Raw genomic sequence first — 14286 nt, 5'->3', positions numbered from 1 at the left:
GCATTCGGCGCAGCCTGCGCCACGCGGCAGCAACTGCCGATGCCCGGAGAGACTCGCAATGGCCGAACTGCTGTTTGCCCTGATTCTGTTCCCGCTCGCCGTCGGCGGCCTCGCGCTCAAGGTGCTCGCCGGTCGCCCCGGCATCACCGGAAGCTGCGGCGGCCTGAACCAGATCCCTGGCGTCGAATCCGACTGCGGTGGTGCCTGCCGGCGGCTGGGGCGCAGTTGCTCGAATCGACCGTAGCATCGGCAGAGCGTAGCCCGCCGATCATCCCGCGGGGCTCGCCGTCGTTGTCGTCATCGACCCTCGGCGCCGCGCACCACAGCGACGACGATACGACAACGGGATGCGTCACGAACTCTCCCAGTCTGCCACGCGCAGGCCGATGATTCGCTTGAATTCGTCGGTGTTGTTGGTGACGACCGTCAAGTCATGAATGCGAGCGATTGCGGCAATCATCAGATCGTTGCTGCCGATCGGTGTCCCGCGGCTGGCGAGGTCGGCCCGGAGCAGCCCGTAGTGCGCAGCACAGGCGTCATCGAAGGCTAGGCTCGACATCGGCGCGAAGAAGCTCTCCAGACGTGCCAGATGGTCGGCGAAGTAATAACGAAGCGATAACGAAGCGATAACGAAGCGATAACGGCACGACAACGCCAGCGACCCCGATCCCCGCGCGCCCCGCCGCAGGTCTATCCTTGCCGGTCTGCATCCACCCGCCGACGGAGGAGACCGTGCTCGAAACCAAGACCGCCAGAGACGCCATGTCCAGGCACCTCATCACGCTGAATCCGGACATGGATGTGCTCGAAGCGCTGCGCATCCTGGTGGAGGAGCGCCTCTCCGGCGCCCCGGTGCTCGATCAGGTCGGGAACCTGATCGGCATGCTCACCGAGCGCGACTGCATGGGCATCGCCCTCGGCGCCGGTTACTTCAGCGAAGACGGCGGCCGCGTCGCCGACTTCATGACCGCCGACGTCACCACCATCGAGGCTCACATCCCGATTACCGAGATCGCCGAGCTCTTCGTCAACAGCCACTTCCGCCGCATGCCCGTCATGGAGCAGGGCCGCCTCGTCGGCATCATCAGCCGCCGCGATGTCCTAAAGCAGCTCGAAGCCTCCTGGCAGCCGGACCGACAGCGGATTTGAGTGAGGCGCGCAAGCGCACAGTTGGCGATGGGTCGTCTACGCACTACCGTCTCTCCCCATGACAAACGTCAGGGTTGGCCTGAGGCGGGCAGGTCAAGTCGGCCGGGGCGCCCCGCATCCGCGGTGGGAGTGCAAGGAGATGATCACCGAAGACGTCCGGGCGGACCCGGCCACATGCCCACAGGCGCTGGTCGAGCCAACCTCATCCCCGGCAAGCGCCGGTATCGGTGTTGCCACCGTCCAGCCGAACACGACCGTATGACGCCCTCAAGGCCACGGCCTTCGTCCGCAACCAGGTCGGGGCGCGCTACAACGTCACAGGCATGGCGATAGCCGACGCCGAGATCGAGGAATTCGCCCGCCTCGCGGTGGCGCTTGCCGGGACCCTGAGCTGCGCCGCCTGCGGCCAGATCCCCAGCAAGGGCATCGGCAGCCACTACGCCTGCAGTTGCCCCGAGCCGGGCGGCGTCCGCATGCTGCCGTTACAGCTCTAAGCGCCGGGACTGACGAGTGTCGCCTGCGTAAAGAGAGCGTCGTTACAGCAATGTTAGGATGCGTGCAACACCGGAGACCGACATGACAAGACCCACCTCGGAGATACCGACCAAGCGCGAGAGCCTCAATCTGCGCGTTCCGCCGGATGTGCGAGCGCTGATCGACCAGGCGGCGCGGGCGCTGGGCAAGAACCGCACCGAGTTCATTCTGGAGGCGAGCTGCCGCGCGGCGGAGGACGCGCTGCTCGACCGCGCGCTGCTGCGGGTGGACGCGGATGCGTTCGCCGCCTTTCAGGCGCGGCTGGATCGGCCAGCCGCGCCGAACGACCGGCTGCGCAAGACCATGCAGGCCCCGGCCCCCTGGGACAGCGAGTGACCCTGCGTGCCCCGGTGGCGCTGACGCCGGCGCACGCCGGCTCGGGGTTCGACTGCGGCCGGCCGTCGCTGAATCAGTGGCTGGCCCAGCGTGCGCTGCGCAACCAAGCCACCGGGGCCTCCCGCACCTATGTTGTCTGTGAACTGGCGCCGTCTGGTGGCGCGCGGATTGTGGGCTACTACGCCTTAGCGTCCGGCGCGGTGGCGGCCAAGGCCGCGACCGGCCGGTTGCGGCGCAGTATGCCCGATCCGATCCCCGTCGTGCTGCTCGCGCGCCTCGCCGTCGATCTGCGCCATCAAGGCCGCAGCCTCGGCCGTGCGCTGCTCAAGGATGCCGCACGGCGGGTCCTGACCGCGGCCGATGCCATCGGCATCCGTGGACTGCTCGCTCACGCCCTGGACGATGCCGCGCGTGGCCTGTACGAGCATTTGGGCTTCGATCCTTCCCCGCTGGACCCCTTGACCCTGATGATCACGCTCTCGGATCTCCGCGCCGAGCTGGGTAACGGTGCGAATCCTGACCCGAGCGGAATCTGAGCGATCACCGCGCCCATGACCACAAAGCAGAACCTGGAGCTGACCTGGATCGGCAAGGAGAAGCGGCCGAAGTTGGAAGGGCCGTTCCTTGCTCGTGCTGTGCAGCGCCTGCCGGGGTGTCGGCGGCGATGCGGCCGCCGAGCGCTGGCCGAATCTGACGCTGATGAAGATACCGCGCGTGGTGCTCGCCCGCTGCGAGTGGGGCCGCGACGACTACAGCCTGAACGTGCAGAACCTGCCGATGGCGGCGCCGGAGGCAGTACGCCGGCCGGCCAAGCCCGCGCAGGGCTCGCCGTTCGATGAGGTGGACCCGTGACGCAGCCCCGGGTTTTGGTCATCGCCGGTCCGAACGGGGCCGGCAAGACGACCTTCGCTCGCGAGCTGCTGCCGAACGAGGCGCAGTGCCTGGCCTATATCAACGCGGACCTGATTGCGGCGGGGCTGTCTCCATTCTCCCCCGAGCGCGCTGCGGTCAAGGCCGCCCGCCTGATGCTCGATGCCATGGACGCTCACGCGGCGAGACGGGAGAGCTTCACCCTGGAGAGCACGTTATCCGGCCGTGGTTACGAGCGCCGTTTCCGCGACTTGAAAGCTGCGGGCTACCGCTTGTCCATCTACTTCCTGCGCCTGCCCAATGCGCAGATGGCCATTGCTCGGGTCGCGGAGCGTGTCCGGCAGGGCGGGCATGCTGTGCCGGACTCGGTGGTGCGCCGCCGGTTCGTGTCGGGTTGGCAGAATTTCGTGCAGGTTTATCGGCCGATGGCCGATGAATGGGTGCTGCTGGACAGCAGCGATACGCCGCCGAGCGTCATCGATTGGGGTGAGAGCCAGTGAACACCAAAGACATCTCCGAAGCACGCGATCCGCTCCTGGCCGCGTCGGTGGCCGCCATGCGGCGCGCCGCCGAACAGGCGCGCCGACAGGCGGTGATGACGAAGACGCGGCTGGTGGTCTGGCGCGACGGGCAGATCCGCTACCTCGATCCGTCGGTTCCGGACGGCGCCAAGGACGCGGCAGACGCGGCCGATGGCTCGGCCGCCGTGCATCGCCCGACCGAGCGAGAGTCGCCATGACCGCGTGGCGCGTACGCAGGCCCGGGCCCGTGCAAGGCAACTCGGTCCGCATGACGACCGACGCCATGGCGGATGCTGCCGGACGTGCCGGCCCGTGTGCCGGAGCCGGCGGCCCGAGCCCTGCGAGGCCGGCGCCATGAACCTCGGGGCGTTGCAGCAGCGCATCCGCCTCGGTGAGGACTCGACGCTGGAGCTGATGCGGGTTTCGGTCAGCGCGGCGGGCAAGGTGCTGGCGCCCCATGCCGATGGCTTGTCGGATGAGCTGGCGGCCATGGCCAATGCCTCGGGCGGGACGCTGGTGCTCGGTGTGGAAGACAAGACCCGAGCCGTCACGGGCATCCCATTGCCGCACATCGACGCTGTCGAGGCTTGGGTGACGGCCATCTGCACGGACCGGATCAAGCCGCCGCTGGATGTCTCGACCCGCCATGTGGAACTGCCCGACGAGACCGGTGCGGTCCACCCCGTGATCGTCCTGGAGGTGCCGCGCAGCCTTTGGGTGCATCAGAGCGCGAACGGCTATTTTCGGCGCGTGGGGCATGCCAAGCGCGCGCTGCCGCCGGATGCGCTGGCGCGGTTGTTTCAGCAGCGCAGTCAGGCGCGCATCATCCGTTTCGAAGAGCAAGAGGTGCCGGGTCTGCGCTTTGACGACTTCGATGCGCTGCTGCTGCGGCGCTTCCTGAGGCCGGGGCAAGGCGACGTCACCGCGCAATTGCATCGGCTGCATTTGCTGCGCGACACCGATGGGGTGGACGTACCGACCGTGGCGGGCGCCTTGCTCTGTACGCTGGCGCCGTCGCGTTGGCTGCGCAATGCCGAGATCATTGCGGTGGCGCATCACGGCACCAAGAACAATCCGGACGAGCAGATCGACGCCCGCGACATCGGTGGCCCGTTGGACCGCCAGGTCCTCGATGCCTTTCATTTCGTCGAACGGAACATGACGACGGCCGCGCGCAAGCCGCTCGGGCGCATCGATTACCCGCAGTACGCGGCGATCGCCGTCTTCGAGGCGATCGTCAACGCGGTGGCGCATCGAGACTATTCCTTGCATAGCCAGCGCACCAGGCTCTTCATGTTCCGCGATCGGCTGGAGATCCATTCCCCGGGCGGGCTGCCCAATACCCTGTCGCTGGAGTCCATGACGCGGCTTTCGGTACCGCGCAACGAGGTGCTGGCGAGCCTGTTCGGGCGCTATTATCCGGTGGAGGACCCGCGACTCGGCCACAGCTTTTTGATGGAGCGGCGCGGCTTCGGGGTCGAGACCATTCTGCGCGAGAGCGAGCAGTTGTCAGGTCGCCGCCCGGTCTATGAGCAGATCGACGATCTTGAGTTGTGCCTCACCATCTTTGCTGCCGTGCCGCCCGAGCGAGAGGGAGCGCCCACCGGCGAGACCGGCAAGCAGTGAATCAACGCGGCGTCAGCGGACCAATGGGAGCGGCGGCCGTTTGACACATTCATTGTGCAGTATACATAGGCTTGCCTTCGTTGAGATGCAGCCAGCCCTTAACGATGCGGTAGAAAAACCAGACCAGATCGGCGATTAGCACAAACCAGCCTATGACAATTAACATTGTAACGAAGCGGCATTGATCATCACTCCGACCAGCGCGCGGGGGCTGCTACGGAGCGCGGCGGCTGTAGGGCCGAGGGCCGAGGATGGCTCCCGCGGCCCGCGGCCCTCGGCCCTCGGCCCTCGGCCCTTCCCCCAGGTGTGGTCGTACACTTGACTCATCTGCAAACTCTCAAACTGAGGTATGCCCGACAAGCGGGCTCGAGACCGCGCCGGCGCCGACTGGGAGCGCCGGCTTTCAGCCGGCTTCGCGTGCCGGGGGCTCGATGCCCCCGGCGCGCGATCTGCGGCGCGGGAGCCGGGCGGTTGCCCATGCCGCGCGGCCGGCCGGACGAGCGCGCATGTGCTCTCTGATCGGCCAGGACGCCGCCGACGCGGCATCGAGCCGCGCCGGCGGCGAGCCGGCTGGAAAGCCGGCGATCCCGGTCCGCCGCGCCGGCGGCGAGCCGGCTGGAAAGCCGGCGATCCCAGCGCAGTAGTGTCCGCTGTGCGAACCGCTTGCGTGCGGCAGGCGATGTGGCCGGCACGATGATCGAGGCCAACGAAGCCAATGACACCCCACGACAAGCGAAACCAGAAGGTACGAGTTTGCCAACGAAAGTGGCTTTCTAGGTAGGTGCCTGCAACAGGGTGCGGCCTCCGCATAATGTCCATCAGATCGTGCCATGTCGCGCAGACGGCACAAGACAAAGATGACTCGCGCAGAGACGCGGAGACGCGGAGACGCAGAGACGCAGAGACGCAGAGGCGCGGAGACGCAGAGACGCAGAGACGCAAAGGCGCAAAGGCGCAGAGAAGAAGAGAAGAAGAGAAGAAGAGAAGAAGAGAAGAAGAAGAGAGGACAAGCCCGCGGCGCGGAATCCGGAGCTCCCTGGCAGTCTAGGCCGGCACCGACACCCGCGGCGTCGCCGTCACGCCCAAGCCCCACCAGCACCGCGCCTCAAATCGCCAACAAATCGTCCTCCACCACCAGCGGCTCCTTCTTGTGCTTGTCCTTGCGGCCCGGCTTCGGCGGCGGCTCGTCGCGGTAGGTCGGCTTGCCGGCGAGGAGGCGCTGTGGGACGCCGGTGACGATGACGGCGCGGATGGCGATGTCGCGGGCGGTGAGGGCGGCGGCGGCGGCCTTGAGGTCGGCCCGGCGGGTGTGGCCGCTTCTTGCGACCAGCAGCACGTTGCCGACGGCGGCGGCGGCCTCGATCACGGACTCCATGGCGTTGACGGGCGGCAGGTCGTAGAGCACGTGCGTGCGCTCGCGCTTGAGGCGGCGCACGAGGTCGCGGAAGCTGCGGTTGCCGAGCAGCAGCAGGGCGCGGTCGTCCTCGTAGTCGCCGGCGCTCAGGAGCTGCACGAAGGGGTTCGTAGTCGGCGCGAAGGCGTCCTCCGTGGCGGCGGTGCCGTTGAGCACGTCCGTGATGTCCGCCGCCGCGTGCAGCGCCTCGACGCCGAGCAGGTGCTCGGGCCGCGGGCCGGCGTCGGCGCGCAGGTCGGCGTCCACCAGCAGCGTGAGCTCATCCTTGAGCGCCAGTGCCGAGGCCAGGTTCACGGCGATGAGCGAGCGACCGCTCGCGGGCTCGGCGCTGGTGATGGCGAGGCTGCGCCACTCTTGCGGTTCGAGTGCCGTGGCGATGTCGTTGATGATGGTGCGGAACAGCACGGACACCGGCGCGGTCGGCACCACGTGGTCGATGATGGCGTCGTCGGGGTGCGGCGCGTCCTGAAACTCGAAGGCGAGCCCGCAGCCCACGCTGCCCTCGGCATCGCGCGCGGTGCGCACGAGCGGGTCCAGCAGCTCCAGCGCCAGCGCGACAAAGAGCCCGAGCCCACCGCCCAAGATGACGCCGGCGATGGCGACGAGCTTGCGCATCGAGGGCTCCGGCAGTATCGGCGCGGCGGCGCGCTCCAGGATGCTGAAGCCGGGGTCGTTGCGCAGCAGTGTGACCCGTACCTCGGCGACGCGCGCCGCGAGCTTGTCGACGAGCTTCTCGGCCTCGGCGAGCCGGGCGGTGAGGTCCTGATAGCCGGTGCGGGCGACGGTGAGCGCGGCGAGCCCGGCGCGGGCGTCTTCGAGGGTCTCCTTGACGGCGCCGGCGCGGGCCTCGACGACCTTGATCTCGTCTTGCAGCTCCGTGGCCCGCAGCGACAGCTCCCCGCGCTTGGGGTTCAGCCGGTATTCGTTCTCGGGCGCCACCTCGTCGCCGCTCTCATTGATGAGCTGCTCCAGCGTCTCGATGCGCTTCTGGATGCGCTGGATCTTGGGGTTCTCCTCCGTGTAGCGCGTGCGCGCCTCGCGCAGCTCCCACTGGTACTCGGACAGGCGCTGCTTGAATGGGCTGTAGTAGCGGGAGATGGCAACGACCATCTCCGGCTCCGCGGCCATCTGCGCCTCGATGCCCGTCAGCGCCGCGCGCAGGGCGCCGGCCTCCGCGATCGTGGTGCGATAGTCGGCGTCGAGCGTGGAGACCTGGCCCACCAGGACCATGAGCTGGTTGTCCAAGCTCGCGATCTGGTGTGCTTCTTCATACGCGAGCACCTCGGTGTTGATCTGCTCCAGCGCGACCCGCGCCTCGCGCAACTGGGTGCTGTAGTCGTTGAAGGTCTGCTCGGTGTTCTGCCGGCGGAGGGCGGCGGCGTTCTCGATGAAGAGGTCGGCGACGATGTTGGCGATGCGCGCGGCGGACTGCGGGTCGTCCCAGGTGACGCTGATGGAGAAGAGCTTGGAGTCGCGGCCGACGCCGACGCCGATGGCCGCGGCCATGGTCATGCGCAGCACCGAGATGCCGGCGCGTTGCATGGTGGCGTCCAGCGAGCTTGGCAGCTTGATGGTGTCGATAAAGGTCTGGAGCTCGTAGTCCTGCTGGCGAAACGGCGGCACGTCGCTGATCTGGAACGGGTCCTGGTGCGTCTCGCTGATCAGCGTCACCGACGCCCGCCATGTGTGCGGCAGCGACAGTGCGAGCAGCAGGAACAGCAGCGTCATGATGATGGCGATGGCGACGACGATCCACTTGCGCTGCCAGACGCCGCGCACGAAACGCATGATGTCGAGCTTGGGCCCGGCGGGCGCTGGCTCGGGCTCGTCGCCGAAGCCCGGCAGCGGCGCAAACGCCGGTAGCGGCGGGGCGGCGGCGTCCTCGTCCGGGTCGTCCTCGGGTGGGTCCAGGCGGCGCGGCGGTGATGGGCGCGCGGGTGGGGGCTCGGCCGCAGGCTCGGCCTGGTTCGGCAGGTCCCAGGCGGCCTCGCCGGCGTCGGCGTCTGCGGTGGCCGGCTCGGCAGCGCGGCGCGTCAGGCTCGCGCCGATGTCGAGCGGCTCGCTCACCCCAGCCCGTCCGGCCCGCCGGGCAGCGGTTCGTCCAGCACCTGCGGCAGCGCGCCATGGCGGCGCAGGTCGGCCACGACGACGCCGACGGCGGCGGCATCGAGGCTGGGCAGCCCGCGCGTGACGGCGTGCTCCAGGGCAAGCTTGCAGAGGCGGTTGATCTCCCGCGGAATGCCGCGGCTGGCGCCGTGCAGCAGCGCCACGGCGTCTGCGGTGACGGGCGGCTCGCCGGCGAAGCCGGCGGCATTCAGCCGATGGCGCACATACGCGCCGGTCTCGGGTGCCGTCAGCGCGCCCAAGTGAAAGCGCAGGCTGATGCGCTGCTCCACCTGCGGCAGGCGCGCCAGGCGCTCGCGCAGCTCCGGCTGGCCGATGAGGATGAGGGTGAGAAAGTTCTGCCGCTCGGAGGCGATGTTGGTGAGCGCTTTCAGGGCTTCCAGCGTGTCGAGATCGAGCTGCTGTGCCTCGTCGACCAGCACCACCAAGTGCTTGTTCTCTGCCGCCACGAGCTCCGACAGGGCGCGCTTGAAAGCGGCGAGCCGGCTGTAGCGGTCCGGCAGGTCCGCGCTTTGCAGGCGGGCGCCGCGCATCTGGCTCAGCATCTCCAGCAGCAGGCCGTCGAAGTCGAGCAGGCTGTTCTCGATGTTGACGCGCAGGTGCTCGGCCGCGGATAGCTGCGCGTAGAGCAGCGTGCGCAGCAGCGTCTTGCCGGCACCGATGTCGCCCGTCAGCAGCCCGATGCCCATGTTGCGGTCGCGCGCCAGGAACAGCAGCCGGGACAGCGCCTCCCCGTGGGCGGCGGACGGAAAGTAGAAGCGTGTGTCGCGGGTGTTCTCGAACGCCGGCCGCGGCGGGTTGTGCGGGCCGAGGCGGCCGGGCGCTGCGCCGGACTCTGCTCCGATCACGATGGGTCTGGGGACAGGCTCTACGGACATGGCGGGGACGCGACCTTTGTTGGCGCAGTATAGGCCAGCCGTGCGCCCCGATCGGTGAACAGCGCAGCGATTCGGCAGGGGATCGACCGATGTCATCGGTGTGGGAACGGCCTCAGCCGCGACAGGGCAGGGACGGTCACTGACCGATCTGTGGCTCCCCGTTGTTCATGAAAAAGGACACCCGCGTCGGCAGCGGCGGCACGCGGATCAGCCGCTCCTGCTGCGCCTGACCGGGGTAGAGCGGCACCGCGACGATGCTGAGTGCGCGGTCCTGGCTGTTGAAGGCCATGGGGTAGCGCATTGGGCTGTAGCCGATGAAGCGGCCGTTGACATAGATCGCGGCGGCGGTGGGTGCGGAGTCGATATCGACCCACTGGCGTGTCTCGCCGTCGGCGACGGTGAGGGGGCGGCGGCTCCGCGGCATACAGTCGGGCGCGAACGCGGAGCAGTCCGTGCTCAGGGTCGGGCGGGCCGGGCCGGTGAGCTGGCAGCCGGCGAGCAGGGCTGCCGACAGCAGGGCCATCGGCATGGCGCGCAGCCATGGGCCACCGGCCGGGCTTCCGATACTTGCGGGGCTCATCGGCCTGCCTCAGCGGCCGGGTTGGGCGGCCAGCGCATCGAGCGCTTTCAGCACCGCCGCCGCGGCGCGGTCCCAGGTGAACTGCTGCGCACGGGCGAGCCCGCGCTCGATGAGCTGCTGCCGGAGGTCGCGGTCTTCGAGCAGCCGGGCCATGGCCGCGGCGATGGCGGCGGGGTCGGCGGGATCGAACAGCAGCCCGGCGTCACCCACCACCTCCGGAATGCTGGAGGTATCCGCGGCGCAGACCGGCGTGCCGGCGGCCATCGCCTCCAGCACCGGGATGCCGAAGCCCTCGAACAGTGACGGGAACACGAAGACCTCGGCGCCGGCGTAGAGCGCCGGCAGCAGCGCGTCGGGTACGAAGCCAGGAAAGATCACGGCCTCGCCGAGGTCGAGCTCCGCGACCTTCGCGTCAATGGCCTCTGCGCCGCTCCAACGCCCCCCGGCCAGCACCAGCCGGTGCGGCAGTGCCTGGCTACGGCGCAGCTCGGCGAAGGCCTGCAGCAGCCGGACGTGGTTCTTGCCGGGGTGCTCCAGCCGCGCGGTGTAGAGCAGGTAGGGGCCGTCGATGCCGAGCGCCGCGCGCATGGCGGCGCTGGCGCCGTCCGGCAGCGCGGGCGTGAACCGGGTCAGGTCCGCGCCGTTGTGGATCACGCGTACGCGCTCGGGCGGCACGCGGGCGAAGGACTCAAGATCGCGGCGCGTGGATTCGCTGACGGCGATGACGCTGGTGAGACGGCGCATCATCGCCGGCAGCACGCGCATGATGTAGGCCATGCGCAGCGCGTCGTACTTCTGCGGCACATGCAGTTGCGAGAAGTCGTGCACGGTGCCGAGGCTCGGCACGCCGTAGGACCAGGCGAGGCGCCGGTTCGCGGCGGGCATGAACACGGCGTCGCAGCCGTGCTTGCGCAAGGTCGGTTGCAGCCGTAGCAGATGCCAGCCGATGCTGGCGATGGGATGCGCGGTCCAGTTCGGGAACACGACGACATCAAGCCCCGGATGCCAGGACCTCACCCAGTCCGCGTCCGCCGCGCCGACGAAGGCGATGAACTGATGCCGCGGGGCGGTCTCGACCAGCCGGCCAACGATGTTGGCCATGTACTGGCTGATGCCGGACTTGCCGCCGTCGCCGGCGAAGGCGGAGATGCCGATGCGCATGGGTCTTGGGGTTTCCTGGAGAGGAGGCGGCTGTTCGCGTTCGTTGATGTGTCCTAGCGAGGCCGAGGGCCGAGGGCCGAGGGCCGAGGAGGGCTGCCTCGGCCCGCGGCCCTGTTTCCACTCGCGACGCCGCTCCCGCGGTGTCGCGCGTCTGCGTGGCGCTCTGCGCCCCGGTGCGCCGTGGGATCGAAGTAGAAATCGAAATCGAATCTCCGCCCCAACCCCATGGGCGCAGCCGACGTCGGATTGCAAATCGTGGAATGTCGCTCACCGTCGATAGCGATAGCCAAGGGCCGAGGAGGGCTGCCTCGGCCCTCGGCCCTTTCTGCGCCTCACCCGGCCTCATCCACCGCCTCCCGCAGCACCGCGGTGAGCTGGTCCAGGCAGGCGTCGGGGCGGTAGCGCTCGCGCACGCGGGCGGCGGCGCGGGCGCCGAGCAGGGCGGCGAGCTCCGGGTCCGCGAGCAGCCGCGCCAGGTACTCGGCCAGTGTGGCGGTGTCCGCCTCGCGCGCCAAGAGGCCCGTGACGCCGTGCTCCAGCCAGTCCGGGATACCGCCCACCGCGAAGGCCACCACCGGGCGGCCGCGGGCCATGGCCTCGATGCCGACCATGCCGAAGGGTTCCGGCCAGCGCGAGGGCACCACGCCGACCGCGGCGCGGGCGTAGTACGGCGTCAGCTCCGTGTGGTCCACCCAGCCCGTGAAGGTGATGCGGTGCGCGATGTCGAGCTTCGCGGCCAGCGCCTTGCATGCGGGCAGGTGGTTGCCGGTGCCGACGACGGTCATGTGCCAGTCCACACCCTGCACCTGCGCCAGCGCCTTCAGCAGCAGGTCCAGGCCCTTGCCGCGGATGACCTGGCCGACAAACAGCACCTCTTGCGTCTGCGCCGGCGGCAGCACCTCGCACGCCGCCAGCGACCGCGGCACCGGCGGCACGATGCGGATGCGCGACGGCGCCAAGCCGTTGCTGCGAAGCTCATCACGCATCCAGCGGCTGCCGACGATGAAGCGCCGGACAGCCGCATGGGCGGCGATGCCGGCGTGAATGCGAGCGGTGCCCTTGAAGCTCACCGGCAGCGGCCCGCCGTGGGCGCGCTGCACGCAGCACAGATGCGTATAACAAGCGCTGCCGGCGGGCTTGTCGCAGACGCGGTTGCCGATGGGAAAGTACTTGTGCCGGCGCAGGCACACGAGGTCGTGATCGTGCACCATGCGCGCCGTCGGCAGTCGGTCCGCGAGGCGCCGGACCCGGGCCGGGTCCTCCACCTTGTGCAGCAGCAGCACGTCGGGTCGGAAGCGCTCGATGAGGGCCTCGTCGGTGCCGCTGTTCTCGAACACGCCAAGGTAGTCGCGCCGCGGGCTCGGGTCCGCATGCAGCAGGCCCTGCGGCAGGCCGCGGGCAGCGAGGCCCACCGCGATGTCGTGCAGGATCTGCTCGACGCCGCCGTAGAAGCCGGCGCGCTCGTGTACGTGCAGGATGCGCATCAGCCGGCGAGCCCCAAGCGGGCCAGGATGTTGCCGATGTGGTCCACTAACCGGCGCTCGCGGTAGTAGCTCACATAGGCCTCGCGGGCGTTGTCGGCGATGCGCCGACGCTCGGGCTCATCGTCGAGGTAGCGCTCGCACTGCTCCAGCAGGTCGCTCATGTCCCATTTGAGCGGGACGTAGGTCTCTCCCGGGAAGCACACGTCAGGCTCCGTCTTGATGTGCTCCAGCGCGGGTTTCAGCAGCAGCGCGCCGAAGTACATGGCCTCGTAGTCCTTCGGCGTGTATTCGCACCAGCCGGACGGCGAGACGAAGATGCGCGCCTGCGCCATCTCGCGGTAGTACTCCGAGAAGCTCACCTTGGCCGTGGACGAGACGACGGCGCGACGCTCCGCGAGCTGGTTCAGCGTGGCGATGGTGGATTCGCGGTGCTTGCGGGTCCAGCCCTTGTACAGGGTTGCGCGGCAGTAGATGTCGATGGTCTTGGTGCGGCCGCGCAGCGCATCGACGGCGGACTTGGCCTTGGCGACGGCGAAGTTCTGCGGCTTGTCCTTGCCGAGCAGGACCATGTCCGGCTTGCCCTCGGCGACGTAGATCATGCGTTTCCAGAGGCCGAAGTTCCAGCCGAGCATGAGCTTATGCTCATGCTCCGCCGGCAGCTCGGACTGGAACAGGTCCGTCCAGACCTCGGACAGGATGCTGTCCTCGGCCATGCCGATGCCGACCAGATACTCGATGAACTTGGACCCACCGAGGAAGCGCCGGCGATAATCCCCCCAGTCCGTGTTCAGATACTGCTTCAAGTACAGATCGACGAAGGGCAGAATGCCGAAGTGCGGCGATTGGTTGCCGTCCGCGTAGTCGAAGTGGACGAGCTTGAGCTCCGGGCGGTCGCGGCGCAGCTCCCGGTAGAAGTCCGCGAGCTTGTGGCGGTCGGTGTCCCAGGGCACGGAGATGACGATGAGCTCGCCGCCGAAGGCGCGGGCGTCGATCAGCTTCTGCTGCAAGCTGTCCCCGACGATCTCCTGGCTGGTCAGCCCGAAGCGGGACTCGAGGTCCTCTCGATAGTGGATGAACGGATACAGCGAGCCGTGGCCGAAACCGGTATTGGACAGGATCAGCGCCTGCACCTCGTCCTCCTGTGTCGTTGTTGTTGGTGGGGCTCGCGGACGTCATGCAAACCCTTAGGTGCCTGATGGTAACCAATGCACCACGGCTTTGCCATCGGCCAGTCCGGACCGCCGCCGGAGCCCCGGCCGAGCGCCGAGCTGACCAGCGAGTCTGACAACGAGTCTGACAACGAGTCCGACGCCAACGATGCCATTGCCACCCGAGCTGTTTCCCGAGGCGATCAGTTTCAAGCAGATCGTGTTCGTGGTCGCGACCCTGGGCTTCCTGGCCGGCGCCATCCCGGCGGCGATGAAATTCCCGTGGATGGAGAAGGTCTGCATCTTCGGCATCCTGTTCATGACCATCAATCCGGTGGACGTGACCTTCTTCAGCCATACGTTCTACCGCGGCGACATCCGCGGTATTGAGTTCGGCGTCACGGACTGGCTCATGATCACGCTCGTCGTGACCATGCAATTCTCGCCACGCTGGAAGCGGT

General features: G+C 68.5%; 18 protein-coding genes. 11 read left to right on the top strand and 7 right to left on the bottom strand.

All coding sequences use genetic code 11. The features are described 5' to 3' along the window. The first annotated feature begins 58 nt into the window (after positions 1-58). Positions 59-244: a (Na+)-NQR maturation NqrM gene (locus ML01_RS20595; protein ID WP_058557272.1), complete on the top strand. Its 186-nt coding sequence runs from the start codon at positions 59-61 to the stop codon at positions 242-244. A 108-nt stretch (positions 245-352) separates the two neighbouring features. On the opposite strand, the gene ML01_RS20590 is transcribed toward ML01_RS20595, so the two are convergent. Next, positions 353-652, bottom strand: a complete 300-nt coding sequence (locus ML01_RS20590; protein ID WP_254045338.1) for a type II toxin-antitoxin system VapC family toxin — start codon at positions 650-652, stop codon at positions 353-355. Between the two features lie 44 nt (positions 653-696). On the opposite strand from ML01_RS20590, the gene ML01_RS20585 reads away from it, so the two are divergent. From ML01_RS20585 to ML01_RS29110, 9 genes are all read left to right on the top strand, one after another. Then, positions 697-1149: a CBS domain-containing protein gene (locus tag ML01_RS20585; RefSeq protein ID WP_254045337.1), complete on the top strand. Its 453-nt coding sequence runs from the start codon at positions 697-699 to the stop codon at positions 1147-1149. Between the two features lie 323 nt (positions 1150-1472). Beyond that, the gene (locus tag ML01_RS29115) at positions 1473-1643 is read left to right on the top strand and encodes a hypothetical protein (RefSeq protein WP_156427885.1); all 171 of its coding nucleotides are present in this window, start codon (positions 1473-1475) and stop codon (positions 1641-1643) included. Between the two features lie 82 nt (positions 1644-1725). Continuing rightward, positions 1726-2019 carry a DUF1778 domain-containing protein gene (locus ML01_RS20580; RefSeq protein ID WP_058557270.1) on the top strand — a complete coding sequence of 98 codons (294 nt, stop codon included), beginning with the start codon at positions 1726-1728 and terminating at the stop codon, positions 2017-2019. Further along, positions 2016-2555: a GNAT family N-acetyltransferase gene (locus ML01_RS20575; protein ID WP_058557269.1), complete on the top strand. Its 540-nt coding sequence runs from the start codon at positions 2016-2018 to the stop codon at positions 2553-2555. Before ML01_RS20580 ends, ML01_RS20575 begins: the two co-directional genes overlap by 4 nt. Positions 2556-2643: 88 nt before the next feature. Then, positions 2644-2871 (top strand): hypothetical protein, encoded by a 228-nt coding sequence (locus ML01_RS20570; RefSeq protein ID WP_058557268.1) that lies wholly within the window; start codon positions 2644-2646, stop codon positions 2869-2871. Further along, positions 2868-3389, top strand: a complete 522-nt coding sequence (locus ML01_RS20565) for a zeta toxin family protein (protein ID WP_058557267.1) — start codon at positions 2868-2870, stop codon at positions 3387-3389. The genes ML01_RS20570 and ML01_RS20565 overlap by 4 nt, the downstream gene beginning before the upstream one ends. Beyond that, on the top strand, positions 3386-3628 hold the full coding sequence (locus ML01_RS20560; protein WP_058557266.1) for a hypothetical protein: 243 nt from the start codon (positions 3386-3388) through the stop codon (positions 3626-3628). Before ML01_RS20565 ends, ML01_RS20560 begins: the two co-directional genes overlap by 4 nt. A 136-nt stretch (positions 3629-3764) precedes the next feature. Continuing rightward, positions 3765-5036 (top strand): ATP-binding protein, encoded by a 1272-nt coding sequence (locus ML01_RS20555; protein WP_058557265.1) that lies wholly within the window; start codon positions 3765-3767, stop codon positions 5034-5036. A 506-nt stretch (positions 5037-5542) separates the two neighbouring features. Next, on the top strand, positions 5543-5680 hold the full coding sequence (locus ML01_RS29110) for a hypothetical protein (protein ID WP_156427724.1): 138 nt from the start codon (positions 5543-5545) through the stop codon (positions 5678-5680). Between the two features lie 461 nt (positions 5681-6141). Here the strand turns inward: ML01_RS29110 and ML01_RS20550 are convergent, their stop codons facing one another. The 6 genes from ML01_RS20550 to ML01_RS20525 all read right to left on the bottom strand — a co-directional run bounded on the left by ML01_RS20550 (position 6142) and on the right by ML01_RS20525 (position 13807). Continuing rightward, positions 6142-8517 carry a Wzz/FepE/Etk N-terminal domain-containing protein gene (locus ML01_RS20550; protein WP_058557264.1) on the bottom strand — a complete coding sequence of 792 codons (2376 nt, stop codon included), beginning with the start codon at positions 8515-8517 and terminating at the stop codon, positions 6142-6144. After that, positions 8514-9422: an ExeA family protein gene (locus ML01_RS20545; RefSeq protein WP_058557263.1), complete on the bottom strand. Its 909-nt coding sequence runs from the start codon at positions 9420-9422 to the stop codon at positions 8514-8516. Before ML01_RS20545 ends, ML01_RS20550 begins: the two co-directional genes overlap by 4 nt. 166 nt (positions 9423-9588) lie before the next feature. Further along, on the bottom strand, positions 9589-10032 hold the full coding sequence (locus ML01_RS20540) for a hypothetical protein (RefSeq protein ID WP_156427884.1): 444 nt from the start codon (positions 10030-10032) through the stop codon (positions 9589-9591). A gap of 9 nt (positions 10033-10041) precedes the next feature. Continuing rightward, a complete protein-coding gene (locus ML01_RS20535) occupies positions 10042-11193 on the bottom strand; it encodes a glycosyltransferase family 1 protein (protein WP_058557261.1) in 1152 nt (383 codons plus the stop codon). A gap of 332 nt (positions 11194-11525) precedes the next feature. Continuing rightward, positions 11526-12677, bottom strand: a complete 1152-nt coding sequence (locus ML01_RS20530) for a glycosyltransferase family 4 protein (protein WP_058557260.1) — start codon at positions 12675-12677, stop codon at positions 11526-11528. Further along, positions 12677-13807, bottom strand: a complete 1131-nt coding sequence (locus tag ML01_RS20525; protein ID WP_058557259.1) for a glycosyltransferase — start codon at positions 13805-13807, stop codon at positions 12677-12679. The genes ML01_RS20530 and ML01_RS20525 overlap by 1 nt, the downstream gene beginning before the upstream one ends. Before the next feature lie 187 nt (positions 13808-13994). Here ML01_RS20525 and ML01_RS20520 point away from each other — a divergent pair. Further along, the coding region (locus tag ML01_RS20520) for a hypothetical protein (RefSeq protein WP_156427883.1) at positions 13995-14286 on the top strand (292 nt) is incomplete at its 3' end.

It is taken from the genome of Thiohalocapsa sp. ML1 (assembly GCF_001469165.1).
In the GTDB taxonomy this organism is placed as follows: domain Bacteria; phylum Pseudomonadota; class Gammaproteobacteria; order Chromatiales; family Chromatiaceae; genus Thiohalocapsa.
The sequence above is the reverse complement of the archived record's forward strand: the minus strand, read 5'-3'. Positions and strand labels throughout refer to the sequence as shown.

What these genes read in the sequence shown, in the direction of transcription:
- ML01_RS20595 (WP_058557272.1), top strand. Translation starts at nt 59, where the DNA reads ATGGCCGAACTGCTGTTTGCCCTGATTCTGTTCCCGCTCGCCGTCGGC.
- ML01_RS29115 (WP_156427885.1), top strand. Translation starts at nt 1,473, where the DNA reads ATGGCGATAGCCGACGCCGAGATCGAGGAATTCGCCCGCCTCGCGGTG.
- ML01_RS20580 (WP_058557270.1), top strand. Translation starts at nt 1,726, where the DNA reads ATGACAAGACCCACCTCGGAGATACCGACCAAGCGCGAGAGCCTCAAT.
- ML01_RS20555 (WP_058557265.1), top strand. Translation starts at nt 3,765, where the DNA reads ATGAACCTCGGGGCGTTGCAGCAGCGCATCCGCCTCGGTGAGGACTCG.
- ML01_RS29110 (WP_156427724.1), top strand. Translation starts at nt 5,543, where the DNA reads ATGTGCTCTCTGATCGGCCAGGACGCCGCCGACGCGGCATCGAGCCGC.
- ML01_RS20540 (WP_156427884.1), bottom strand. Translation starts at nt 10,032, where the DNA reads ATGAGCCCCGCAAGTATCGGAAGCCCGGCCGGTGGCCCATGGCTGCGC.
- ML01_RS20535 (WP_058557261.1), bottom strand. Translation starts at nt 11,193, where the DNA reads ATGCGCATCGGCATCTCCGCCTTCGCCGGCGACGGCGGCAAGTCCGGC.
- ML01_RS20530 (WP_058557260.1), bottom strand. Translation starts at nt 12,677, where the DNA reads ATGCGCATCCTGCACGTACACGAGCGCGCCGGCTTCTACGGCGGCGTC.